At 62.6% G+C, this 10,358-nt stretch carries 9 protein-coding genes; 5 read left to right on the plus strand and 4 right to left on the minus strand.

Translation table 11 applies throughout. The features are described from left to right. Positions 1 to 166 precede the first annotated feature (166 nt). Positions 167 to 580 carry a hypothetical protein gene (locus U9R81_RS15800; protein WP_322496390.1) on the plus strand — a complete coding sequence of 138 codons (414 nt, stop codon included), beginning with the start codon at positions 167 to 169 and terminating at the stop codon, positions 578 to 580. A gap of 733 nt (positions 581 to 1,313) precedes the next feature. Further along, a complete protein-coding gene (locus U9R81_RS15805; protein WP_322496391.1) occupies positions 1,314 to 1,976 on the plus strand; it encodes an SOS response-associated peptidase in 663 nt (220 codons plus the stop codon). A gap of 452 nt (positions 1,977 to 2,428) precedes the next feature. Here the strand turns inward: U9R81_RS15805 and murA are convergent, their stop codons facing one another. Beyond that, complete coding sequence (murA, locus tag U9R81_RS15810; protein ID WP_322496392.1) at positions 2,429 to 3,721, minus strand: UDP-N-acetylglucosamine 1-carboxyvinyltransferase; 1,293 nt, start codon at positions 3,719 to 3,721, stop codon at positions 2,429 to 2,431. A gap of 102 nt (positions 3,722 to 3,823) precedes the next feature. Beyond that, positions 3,824 to 4,894 carry a hypothetical protein gene (locus U9R81_RS15815; protein ID WP_322496393.1) on the minus strand — a complete coding sequence of 357 codons (1,071 nt, stop codon included), beginning with the start codon at positions 4,892 to 4,894 and terminating at the stop codon, positions 3,824 to 3,826. 136 nt (positions 4,895 to 5,030) lie between these two features. On the opposite strand from U9R81_RS15815, the gene U9R81_RS15820 reads away from it, so the two are divergent. From U9R81_RS15820 to U9R81_RS15830, 3 genes are read left to right on the plus strand one after another with little or no spacing between them, the layout of a single operon-like run. Further along, on the plus strand, positions 5,031 to 5,381 hold the full coding sequence (locus U9R81_RS15820; protein WP_322496394.1) for an STAS domain-containing protein: 351 nt from the start codon (positions 5,031 to 5,033) through the stop codon (positions 5,379 to 5,381). Beyond that, positions 5,347 to 6,177 carry an anti-sigma factor antagonist gene (locus U9R81_RS15825; protein ID WP_322496395.1) on the plus strand — a complete coding sequence of 277 codons (831 nt, stop codon included), beginning with the start codon at positions 5,347 to 5,349 and terminating at the stop codon, positions 6,175 to 6,177. Before U9R81_RS15820 ends, U9R81_RS15825 begins: the two co-directional genes overlap by 35 nt. Next, complete coding sequence (locus U9R81_RS15830; protein WP_322496396.1) at positions 6,178 to 9,168, plus strand: SpoIIE family protein phosphatase; 2,991 nt, start codon at positions 6,178 to 6,180, stop codon at positions 9,166 to 9,168. Here the strand turns inward: U9R81_RS15830 and U9R81_RS15835 are convergent. After that, positions 9,152 to 9,955: an alpha/beta hydrolase gene (locus tag U9R81_RS15835; protein ID WP_322496397.1), complete on the minus strand. Its 804-nt coding sequence runs from the start codon at positions 9,953 to 9,955 to the stop codon at positions 9,152 to 9,154. The two genes, U9R81_RS15830 and U9R81_RS15835, sit on opposite strands and share 17 nt — an antisense overlap. Next, positions 9,948 to 10,358, minus strand: a 411-nt coding sequence (locus tag U9R81_RS15840) for a helix-hairpin-helix domain-containing protein (RefSeq protein WP_322496398.1), incomplete at its 5' end; no start/stop codon positions are given. The genes U9R81_RS15835 and U9R81_RS15840, both read right to left, overlap by 8 nt.

Raw genomic sequence — 10,358 nt, forward strand, 5'->3', positions numbered from 1 at the left:
CTCGCGGCGCCCGGCCTGCCCTTGGCGCGCTCGCTGTAGTGGCCAGTCTCTGGCTGTTATTGCGCCGGCGACGGTAAGGTGGTTGCGGGCCGGCGCAACGTTTTCATGGAAGCCTTCGTCGTATCGCTGATGGCTGTCAGTGATCACATCATTAAGGAGGAAGACGATGAGCCAGCCCGACCAGAAGCCCGATCAGACCCCTGATTTGGGCGCCGAGTTGCGCGAATTGGGGCAGCAGATCGAGGCAGCGCTCCGTACCGCGCTGGAAAGCGAACGCGCTCGTCAGTTGCAGCAGGAATTGCTGAACGGTCTGCGTACGATCGGTGAGCAGGTGCAGACGGCGGTCAAGGCGATCGCCGATGATCCCCGGGTGCAAGAGTTGGCCGAGCGTGGCCAGCAGACGCTGCACCAGTTCCAGCAGTCGCAAGCGGCCCACGATCTCCAACAAACCTTGGCGCAGGGGATTGCCCAACTCAACGAGCAGTTGGCTGAGTTTATCAAACGGATGCAGTCGCCTGCCGGCGGTGAACCGGCGACCGGCGAGACGACCCGCCTCGATCCAGACAAAGATGATTTCTAAGCCGGTCGTGACGGGTTGGCGCTAGTGATTATCACTCCTCTCCGGCCCACGCCTCAACGGCGGCTAGAATCTAGGCGGGTAGCTGCAGGTGATGGCTTTAGATATCTCTGCACCTCGCCAATAACGTTCAAGGTCGGACAGAACCTACGAGCGTAGATGGAGTTGATGGCTGGGCGATGCACTGGTGTTCCCTCTCCCCCAGCCCCTCTCCCACTAGCGGGGGGGGCAAGGGCGGATAGAACATCTGTCTGGAATCCGGCCCTAAAGGGCCGGGCTCGGGTTACGAAGCCCGCTGCGCGGGTTGATGTCCCCACTCCTTACCCCTCCCCCAGCGGGGGAGGGGTGATGGGGAAGCGCAGCACGGGGCTTTACGGCATCGCACAGCGATCGACAGTTTTACTCGATCAAACGTTCTGTCCGCTCCTTAACTGGCGCGGGAGAGGGGGTGCAGAGCCTAGCTTTGCGGCATTGCACAGCGATCAACGGGTTGTACTCAGTCAAATGGTCTCTCCGGCCCTCAACCGATAACGTGGGCGAGAGAAGTACTGCGCCAAGAGTTGGGGGTGCGGCGGTGCTGGCGTAAGTGCGCTGTCAATCCTTATGCAAGGCGTGGGGCCAGTGGTCGCAAGCCGTCGATGTCGGCACTTCCTGCCGATGTCCGGTTGTGCTCCTGTTACTCTGTAACGCGGTGCTTGCGGCGGCAAATCATCTCTATACATCATTACTCAATGCTATGTGCGGTCGTTATACGTTAGCCGTTTCACCTGCTCAACTCGCTGCCCGGTTTGGGGTGGCGCCGCTCGAACTCCAGCCCCGTTACAACATTGCGCCTACCCAGCCGGCGCCGGTTGTGCGCCTAAGCAATGGCGCGCGCGAATTGGCGTTGCTGCGCTGGGGTTTGATCCCGTCATGGGCGAATGATGCTGCCATCGGCGCGCGCCTGATCAATGCCCGCAACGAGACGGTGCTCGAAAAGCCGGCCTTCCGCACTGCGTTTCGCCGCCGGCGTTGCCTGATCCCAGCCTCTGGCTTTTACGAATGGCAGCCCGCTGCTGCCGGCAAGCAGCCGTTTTATTTTACGCCGGTTGATGGCGATCTGATGGCCTTCGCCGGTCTGTGGGAGCAGTGGCGCGCGCCTGATGGCGCATTGCTCGAAAGCTATACCATTCTGACGACTGCCGCTAACGAGGTGGTTGCCCCGATCCACGATCGAATGCCGGTGATCCTGCCGCCTGATTTCGACGCGCTGTGGCTTGATCCGGCGGCTGATGCAGCCCGTTTGCACGCACTTTGCCTGACCCCGCCGCCGGTGGCCTTGCGCGTCTATCCGGTGAGCAAAGCGGTTAATCAGGTGCGCAACGATGGCGAGGAGTTGATCCAACCCGCTGCCCCGTAGGTTCACGAGATGTTCCCACAGCGTTCGTTCGCGCCAAAGCGGGAGATTGCTTCGGGCGCTGCGCGCCCTCGCAATGACAACAGGGCACTACACCGCCGCTCTCCGGTTGTCATTGCGAGCCGCCGGAGGCGGCGAAGCAATCCCCCGCGAGCGCGGAAGCGGCCCTTTCCGCCTCGCTGTGACTTTTTCCCCCGGAGGTAGTCAAGGGTGGCCAGAACCGCTGATCCTGTACTTGGCCCTTCAGGCCGGGCTAGGGGGTACGAAGCTCGCTGCGCGGGCTGCTGTCCCTCACCCCCAGCCCCGCTCCTGCTATCGCGGGAGGGGGAGCGTAGCGCCGAGCGTTGTGGCATCGCACAACAGTTGTGATCAACCAAAGATTCTGTCCACCTCTCAAACCTCGTAGGGTGGTCGTGTTTCGATCCTGCTACGGGGTGGAGGCCGCCTCCATTCCATCATCCGCCGCGCACCCGTTCGATCCGGGCGCCGAGTGCGGCCAGCCGCTCGTCGATCCGTTCGTAGCCGCGGTCGATTTGGCCGATGTTGTAAATGACGCTGCGCCCCTTCGCGCACAGCGCCGCCGTGACCAGCGCCATGCCGGCGCGGATGTCGGGGCTCGGCAGGCCGTCGGGTTCGCCATAGAGTTGTGATGGCCCGACGACCACTGCCCGGTGCGGGTCGCAGAGCACGATGCGCGCTCCCATGCCGATCAGCCGGTCAACGAAGAACAGCCGGCTCTCAAACATCTTCTCGTAGATGAGCACGGTACCGCGGGCTTGGGTCGCGACCACGATCGCGGTGCTGATCAGATCGGGGTTAAAACCGGGCCATGGCGCCGAGTCGATCTTCGGAATGGCGCCGTGCAGATCGTGGCGCACCACTAGCTCTTGATCGGGCGGCACAATAATATCGTCACCCTCTTCATGCCACGTGACTCCGAGCCGCCCAAACATTATCTTGGTCATGCGATGCTCACGCGGTCGCGCGCCAACAATGCGCAGTTCGCTGCGCGTGACGGCAGCCAAGCCGATCAGTGAGCCAACTTCCATAAAATCGGGGCCGATGGTGTAGTCAGCGCCATGCAGCCGGCTTACTCCCTCGATTTCGAGCAGGTTGGTGCCGATGCCGCTGATCTTCGCTCCCATCCGGTTGAGCAGGTGGCACAAGTCTTGCACGTGCGGCTCTGAGGCGGCGTTGCCGATCGTGGTATGGCCTTCGGCAGTCACTGCCGCGATAATCGCCTGTTCGGTGCCGGTGACGCTCATCTCGTCGAGGAAGATATCAGCGCCGCGCAAGCCATCGGTCGTCAGAATGTAGCTGGCCGGGGTGACTTCAATCTGCACCCCCAAGGCTTGCAACGCCAGCAAGTGCGTGTCGAGCCGGCGCCGGCCAATCGCGTCGCCGCCGGGGCGCGGCAAGGTGACATACCCGCGCCGGGCGAGCAGCGGGCCGGCCAAGAGCGGCGAGGTGCGGATGCGGCGTGCCAACGCAGTATCTGGTTCAACCGGCGCTAATCGCGCCGCGTGTAGGCGCACCACATTCGGTTCTGGTTGCTCAACCTGCACGCTGAGCTGCGATAGGAGCGCCAGTTTGGTGCGCACATCGCCAATGTCGGGGATATTGTGCAGCGTGACCGGTTCATCGGTCAAGAGGCTGGCCGCGAGTAAGGGCAGGGCAGCATTCTTGTTGCCGGCGGGCCGGATCGATCCCGATAACCGGTGGCCGCCTTCGATGACGAAGTGATCCATAAGTGTTCTTTCCTAGTGGTGTAATCTGGTCGTATCCATAGTGAAACGGCCCAGCGGGCCGTCTCTACAAGCATTCGGCAGCCGAGGCGCGATGGGGTGTCCTCAATCGAGTGGTTTGCGTGGGCGCCGGAAGCGAGCTTTGATCCCTTCCCACAACCGGCGCCAACGATTCATGTGCTGGCTGCTGCCAGATCGAGCTGCGGCAAGCAACTCGGCAGCTCGTGCGCGGCCCAATGCCAAAGCTTCGGATCCTAACTCTTTTAAACGAGCTTGATCGACAATTTTGCCTTCGGCAAACCAACGACACGCCGCCATACCGGTGGTATATGTGCCGGCATAGGCGATCGCCACTTTGGGTGCCACCCCCCAGATTGGGATCAACCCAACTAATGCGCGGGCCAGTTGCCGCCAGATAAACGCGCCACCGATGACCGGCAACACTTCGCGCAAGCGTTCGCGGATATCAGGTGGCGCGCCATAAGCAAGGCTGAGGCGATACACCAGAATCGCCTGATTTTTGGTCAGCACTAGAGTATCGGCGGCGGCAAAGGGCACATTAAAGATTGGGATTTGCAATGGCAGGGCGGTGGCTAACACATACGTCGCATTGGTAAACGAGACACTGTTGATCAGTTGGCGCGCCACCGCAGCGCGCAGACCGGGCAACCGGCGCGCTGCCGCCAGATGCAGCTCGTTGGGCAGCCGGTCAAGCACGGCTTCAGCCAATTGCGCATCAACTTCAGGCACATCCGGATCGGGCACGACCAACAGACGGGCATGGGCCACCCGCGGGTGGAGCGGGCCGGCATCGGCAGGCAAGGCCGTCCCCCACACGACCACCACGGTGGGCAAGGCCAGTGCCGCCAACCGATCGATGGTCGCTAATTCACGCGCCGAGAGGCGCGTGTTCTGGTCGAGCCCAAGCACGATCAGATCGACGCCGCGCAGTTCGTCGGGAATAATTGTCGTCAGGCTAGCGAGCTGAATCGGTGACGGCCCGGTCGTGCCATACCGCTGCGGACCGCGTTCGAGCCGGGCAGCGATCGTTTGGCAGACCCGCGGCGATCCTACGCACACGATCGCCAGCGGGCGTTCGGCTTCGGCGCGGATGGCGGCGACATCAATTTCGCGCAAGGTATTGAAGGCAACGCTGAGATCGTTCCAATTTGCCATAGCCGCTCCTCGGTGGGCGTTCGCGGCGTCATTATAGCATGGGCAGCAACACATTCCGTTCAAGCGGCAACAGTGTGTTATAATACCCGGCAGTTATGCGTGACGCGCCACCAGCGCCTGCACAAGGAGGGACGGAATGGAACTGAATCACCGCCGGCTCAACCGGGTTGACCTTATTGAGGTCGTCGGGCGCGTTGACGCTGCCACTGCGCCGCAACTCAAGCAATTGATTGAGTCGATCTTTGCCGACGGACGGTATCGCATTGTGTTGGATTTCAGCCGGCTCGAATATATTAGCAGCCCCGGTTTGCGGGTGTTGATCGAAGCGCGCAAGAAGGCGCGTGAGTGGAAGCTGACCGATCTTGAGGGTGGCGATGTGCGGATCGCCAATCTGCCGCCCCGGATCAAAGAGGTGTTCGATCTCACCGGCTTTAGCTCATTGTTCGAGATCTATGGCGACACCGTCGAAGCCGTCGGATCATTTTAACGCTGCCACCACGCCGGGCGCGCCAGCGTCCGGCTCCACGATCGCCATGGATAGTATCACCCTTACCGCCGATCTCGATGCGCTTGCCAAGATTAGTGCGTTTATCACCGCCGCTGCCGAACGGTGCGGTCTCGATGAACGGGCGACGTGGCAGGTGCAGCTTGCCGTTGATGAAGCCGTTACCAACGTCATCCAGCATGCCTACGACCCTGACCAACCTGGCGATCTAACCTTAAGCTGGCAGTGCCGCGATCACCGGTTTATCATTACCGTGCGCGATCATGGCCGCCAGTTCGATCCAGCGGCGGTGCCGGAGCCCGATATTACTTCGCCGCTAGAAGAACGGCAGGTCGGTGGTTTGGGGATCTATCTCATCACCCGCCTGATGGATGAAGTCCGGTTTGAGTTTTCGCCCCAAGGCGGCAATCTGTTGACGATGGTCAAATATCTGCCGCACGATCAGCCTGATCCGCCTGATGAAGTAGTGGTCATTCCCATTGCTGACCGGATCGATGCGCAGACGGCGCCCCGGCTGGCCAAGCAAGCGAGTGAACAGATCGCGAAGGGTGCTCGCCAGATTGTGCTTGATCTGAGCAATGTTCCGTTCTTGTCGAGTAGTGGCTTGCGCGCGCTTCTCCTCGTCCGCAAAGAGCTGATGACCCTCGGCGGCGAGTTGCGGCTGGCGGCGCTGCAACCGCAGGTGCATGAGCTCTTTGCGATCACCGGCTTTACGCAGGTGTTTAATATCCATCCTTCGGTGGCGGAAGCTCGGGCAGCGTTTTCGCAGAGGCGTTGAGTGGCGCGTGAACACCTGCTGACATGGTATGGTCTGCTCGTCGGCGGGGTTGCGTTGGGCTGGTTGCTCATGCTGCCGGTCGCGCCGGTCGCGCCGGCGCTGGTTGCGCTGTTTGCCGTCATCGCCTTTGCGGCTGATCTGCTCGCCTTTCGCATTCCTCCCGCCGATGTCCATAGCCTTGCCCCGCTGGTGATTGTCAGCGCCGGTCTGGCGTTGGGGCCGGTGGCTGGCGCGTGGCTGGCAGCCATCGAGGGCGTCATTTCCGGGGTTGTGATCCTCCTGCTAACCAATCGCCCGCGCACGTTATTTTGGTTGCTGGGCCGGCCTGTCTTGCGCGGCGGTCTGCGCGCGCTTGGTTTGCTGGCGGGCGCTTGGTTCGCCGCGCTGTTCAGCGGCCAACCGTTCACCAATCTGCCCGCCGAGGCGTTATTTGGCTGGACATTGCTCATGTTTCCGGTGGTGACACAGGCCGGGCGGGTGTTGCGCGAGCTGTTGCAGGGCGGGCGCAGTGGGTTGGCGACGTGGTGGCGTTCGGCGTGGCGCGCTATTCTCGGCGCTGAGCTGGCACCATTGCCGCTGGCATGGCTTGGCGCGGCGATTGCTCGCGATCTCGGTTTGCTGCATCTGGCGCTGGCCGGCTTGGCCCTGATTGCGTCGGCGGCCATTTTACGCCGTTCATCCCTCAATCTCCAACGCCAACGCCGCTCGGTGCGCGAATTGGCCCGGCTTAACGAGGTGAGCCGGGCGATTATCCGCAGCGAACTCGATGTTGATGCCCTCTGTGAGTTGATCTACCGCGAGGCGAGTCGGATTGTTGATACCTCGTCGTTTCACCTCGGCCTGTTCAACGGCAATCACTATACCCTGATGGTACGGGTGCAGGATCGGGTGCGCTTACCGCGTTTGACGGTCGATCTGTCGGAAAATAGCGGCCTGATTGGCTGGATCCGCGAGACTGGCCGAGCGATTCTGGTCGAGGATTTTACCCGCGAGATGGATCGGCTGCCGGCCCGGCCCCGTTATCAGAGCGAACGCCCGCCCCGATCGGGGATTTACGTGCCGTTGATCACCGGCGAGACCGTGATCGGTTCGATCTCGGTGCAGAGTTATGAGCCGGCGGCGTTTGACGCCAACGATCTGCGCTTGATCTCGCTGATCGCCGATCAGGCGGCGGTGGCGATTGCCCGTGCCCGCGCCTTTCACGAAGCGCGCCAGCGCGCCAACCAGTTGCAAGCGATTCGCGAGGTGAGCCAGCAGATTACCGCGATTCTCAATCTCGACCTGTTGTTGCCCTCGATTGTGCGGCTCATTCGCGAGCGGTTCGGCTACCATCCCGTCCATATCTTTACCGTTTCGCCCGATGATGGCCGGATCTACTTCCGCGCTTCGACCGCCGATGGCGCTGATCTCGAACGGTTGCGCGCGCTCTCGCTGCGGGTGGGGCAGGGGCTGGTCGGCGAGGCGGTGCAGCGCGGTGAGCCGTTGTTGGCCGGCGATGTGCTCAGCGATCGGCGCGTGATCCGCGATACGCTGCAAACCCGTTCGGAGCTGGCGGTGCCGTTGCGCGTCGGCGCGACCGTGATCGGTGTGCTCGATGTGCAGAGTGATGAGCCGGATGACTTCAATGAAGACGATCTGTTCGTGATGCGCACGCTGGCCGATCAGATCGCGATTGCGATCGAGAGTGCCAATGCCTATACGGCCCAACAAGAAGAAGCGTGGACACTCAATGCGTTGTTGCAGATCGCCGAAAATATTGGCCGGGCCACGACCTTGCCCGATCTGCTGGCGACGGTGGTGCGGTTGCCGCCGTTATTGCTGGGTTGCCCGCGCTGCTACGTTGCGCTGTGGGATCGCGAACAAGGTGATTTTGTGGTGCGCGCTGTCTATGGGTTGCCGGTGGCTGCCCGCGCGGCGATCATTGACGCACCGGCACGGTCGCCCTTTCTGTGGCGGTTGCGCGAACGCGCTGCCGACGCTGATCAACCGCGGCTGGCGATGCTCTGGCAAGCGCACGATAACCCTGATCAGTGGCCGGGCTTACTTGCCGTCGCGCAGAGCGGGTCGTTGGTCGGGTTGCCGATTAGCGCGCGCAATGCCTTGCTAGGGGTGTTGGTGCTCGATTACAATGACCCGTTTATCTCGCTGAGCGCCCGCCAGCAGAATTTATGCACCGGCGCAGCGGCCCAAATTGCCGGCGCGTTGGAAAGCTTGCTGCTAGCCGCCGAAGCCGCCGAAGCGGCCCGGCTCGAACAAGAGCTGCGCGTGGCCCGCGAGATTCAGCAATCGTTGCTGCCGACCCGTCTGCCGATAGCGCAGGGGTGGCAGATCGACGCGGCATGGCAATCGGCCCGCTTGGTCGGCGGCGATTTCTACGATTTCTGGCCTCTGCCCGCCGGCGCCGATCCACCGCGCGAATTGGGCTTTGTGATCGCCGATGTCAGCGATAAAGGCGTTCCGGCGGCGATGTTTATGACCATGGCCCGTTCGTTGGTGCGCGCCGCCGCCCTCGATGGATCGCCGCCGGCCCGTGCTATGGAACGGGCTAATCGCTGGCTCGCCCGCGATTCCGAGTCGGGGATGTTTGTCACCCTCTTCTATGCCCGGCTCGATCTGGCCAGTGGTCGTCTGTGCTATACCTGCGCCGGCCATAATCCGCCGCTGGTTTATCGCGCAGCGACCGGCGCGATCGAAGAGCTGCGCACTCCCGGAATCGCCCTCGGCGTGCTGGCTGAAGTAACCTTGCACGAAGCTGAAACCGCGATCGCGCCGGGTGATGTCTTGGTCTGCTACACCGATGGCGTGACCGAGACGGTGAACGAGGTGCTGGCACCGCTTGATGTGGAAGGGTTGCGCGCTGTCATCAAGACCTACGCTGCTGCACCAGCAGGCGCGATCGTGCAAGCGATTTTGGCCGCGATTGCCCGCCATAGCCACGGCCAGCCGCCGTTCGACGACATTACCCTCATTGTCATCAGACGCGCCCCGTAACAGGGCGACTCAAAAACCGCTCAATCCGGCGAAAAATCGCTTCGCGGTACGGCCCGTCCACCAGCAATTGATGGCCGGTTGCCGGCCAGTAGACGAGTTCGCAGTGCGCGCTGCCGATCCGGGCCGCAATTGTCGCTGCGCTCGCCGGGTCAGCGGTCGTGTCGCTCTGGCCGTGCATCAGCAGTACCGGCGTTCGCACCCGCGGCAACGCTTGCCCAGCAGCGGCCAGCGCCAAGCGCAGCTCATCAGCAGCAGCGACCGATACCTTCACCGATTGGCGCAACATCTGTTGGATGGCCGGATCATCGAGATCGAGGCCGGGCTGGCGGCGCCAGATCGAGGCGCGCAGTTCGGGGTCTGAGAAATCGGCTTGAGCTAGTAAGTAGAACCATGGCGTCACGTGGCGGGCAAGGCCTAATACATTGACCCGCCAATCACCTCCCAACCGGTAGGGGGTCGCCAGCATCACTAGCCGGTGCGCCGGTCGTTCGGCGGCAAGCAGGGCGGCGAGCGCGCCACCGAGTGAAAATCCGATCACCGAGACGGTGGCATAGCTGGTTGAGAGGCGATCAAACGCATGCATCGCCGCGGCCAGCCAGTCAGACCAGCGCACCGGCATCAGGTCTTCGGGTTGGCCGGTATGGCCGGGCAGGCGCATGCCCAACACCGTATAACCGGCGCTGGCGAGATGCTCGGCAAGGCCGCGCATCTCGCCGGGATCGCCAACGAAGCCGTGAATCAGGAGACAGGCGTGCTCGCCGCGCCGCAACAAGTACGGTTCAATCATGCGCCACGTAGACCAGTTTGCGGAGGGTGTTGATATTGCGTTCACCGATGCCGGGAATAGCGATCAGATCATCAACACTCTTGAATGGGCCGTTCGCTTCGCGGTAGGCAATGATCCGATCGGCCAGCACCGGCCCGATGCCGGGCAGCGCGATCAACGCCTCGCGGCCGGCGCGATTGATGTCGATCGGTTCGATGCCGGTCGTCGCGGCGGTGGCCAGCGCAGCGGCGACCGACTCTTCCTCGTGGCTCGGCGCTGGCTCGGCAGCGACGGCAGGCGTCTCAGCAGGCGCTGGCGCGGCAGTTTCGGCTACGGTGACGGTTGCTGCGGCCTCACTGGCAGGCGCGGCGGCGACTGGCGTTACGGGTGTGGCCGGGGCCGGCTCTGGCGTAGCAACCGCCGG

It is taken from the genome of Chloroflexus sp. (assembly GCF_034435895.1).
Taxonomy (GTDB): domain Bacteria; phylum Chloroflexota; class Chloroflexia; order Chloroflexales; family Chloroflexaceae; genus Chloroflexus.

Coding starts and splice junctions, on each gene's coding strand:
- U9R81_RS15800 (WP_322496390.1), top strand. CDS start 167: ATGAGCCAGCCCGACCAGAAGCCCGATCAGACCCCTGATTTGGGCGCC.
- U9R81_RS15805 (WP_322496391.1), top strand. CDS start 1,314: ATGTGCGGTCGTTATACGTTAGCCGTTTCACCTGCTCAACTCGCTGCC.
- murA (WP_322496392.1), bottom strand. CDS start 3,721: ATGGATCACTTCGTCATCGAAGGCGGCCACCGGTTATCGGGATCGATC.
- U9R81_RS15815 (WP_322496393.1), bottom strand. CDS start 4,894: ATGGCAAATTGGAACGATCTCAGCGTTGCCTTCAATACCTTGCGCGAA.
- U9R81_RS15820 (WP_322496394.1), top strand. CDS start 5,031: ATGGAACTGAATCACCGCCGGCTCAACCGGGTTGACCTTATTGAGGTC.
- U9R81_RS15825 (WP_322496395.1), top strand. CDS start 5,347: ATGGCGACACCGTCGAAGCCGTCGGATCATTTTAACGCTGCCACCACG.
- U9R81_RS15835 (WP_322496397.1), bottom strand. CDS start 9,955: ATGATTGAACCGTACTTGTTGCGGCGCGGCGAGCACGCCTGTCTCCTG.